Raw genomic sequence first — 1101 nt, 5'->3', positions numbered from 1 at the left:
AGCGAGAAGAACGCCTGGCCCATGGCGCTGAGCAGCAGGCCGGGGTCCGCCAGTTGGCGGAAGTCGGGGATCAGGTAGGTTTTCAGGCCATCGGTGGCGCCGGGTTGCACCAGAACGTAGAGAATCAGCCCGAGCAGAATGATAAACAGCAGAGGCATCAGTCGGGTGGACCAGGCTTCGATGCCATCTTCCACGCCTTTGGCGATGATGGCCACGGTAAAAGCGGTGAAGATGCCGCACACCAGCAGGTTGCGGACTAGGCTATCGCCGCCCAGCCATTGTTCGGCGCCGCTCCAACCGATCAGGTGCGCCACGGGTTTGCCGAACTCCGCCAGCATCCACCCGGCGACGATGGCGTAAAAGCTCAGAATCAGCCCGGCAATCAGCACGCCATAGTAGCCCACGGCGCGGCCGAGGTGCTTGGTGAGGGGGCGCTCGCCGAGTTGGTCCAGGGCGGTGACGATATTGGCGCGGGCGTGGCGGCCGATCACCAGTTCGGCCATCAGGGCCGGGTAGGCGAGCAGGAAGGCGAGCACGAGGTAGGCCAGCACAAAGGCGCCCCCGCCGTTGCTGGCGGCCTGGGTGGGAAAACCCCATATATTGCCCAGCCCCACCGCGGAGCCGGAGGCGGCCATCAGAAAGCCGATTTTGGAGGAAAATTGTCCGCGGGGTTCGCTCATGCCGTGGCCTTTGTCCTGGGCGCGTTTATGGTTGTTTCGGGCTGTCGGGGGCCAGTTTATTGGCTTTTGGGTCCAGAGTCATTAGTATCAGGGGCTGCATCGAACCGACAACAGGAGACAGTTCCCGTGGCAGACACTCTGAAGACACAGGTTTTGGTATTGGGTGGCGGCGTAGGCGGCTACTCGGCGGCCTTCCGGGCGGCGGATTTGGGAATGGACGCGGTCCTGGTGGAACGCTACCCCAGCCTGGGCGGCGTGTGCCTGAATGTGGGCTGTATTCCCTCCAAGGCGATGTTGCACGTCGCCCAGGTGATCAATGAGGGCACCCACGGCAAGGACATCGGCGTGACCTTCTCCAAGCCCAAGATTGATCTGGATGAGATCCGCAAGTTCAAAGAAGGCGTGGTGGGTAAACTCACCC

The 1101-nt window shown here is 62.3% G+C and carries 2 protein-coding genes; one reads left to right on the top strand and one right to left on the bottom strand.

Going from position 1 to position 1101, the window contains the following annotated elements:
* Positions 1 to 680: sodium-dependent transporter (locus B3187_RS09700; RefSeq protein ID WP_414673690.1), on the bottom strand; the 680-nt coding region annotated here is incomplete at its 3' end.
* A gap of 126 nt (positions 681 to 806) precedes the next feature.
* On the opposite strand from B3187_RS09700, the gene B3187_RS09695 reads away from it, so the two are divergent.
* The coding region (locus B3187_RS09695; protein ID WP_286806075.1) for an FAD-dependent oxidoreductase at positions 807 to 1101 on the top strand (295 nt) is incomplete at its 3' end.

Source organism: Marinimicrobium sp. UBA4209 (assembly GCF_002381585.1).
Lineage (GTDB): Bacteria > Pseudomonadota > Gammaproteobacteria > Pseudomonadales > Cellvibrionaceae > Marinimicrobium > Marinimicrobium koreense.
This window is presented reverse-complemented; position numbering and strand designations above follow the sequence as displayed.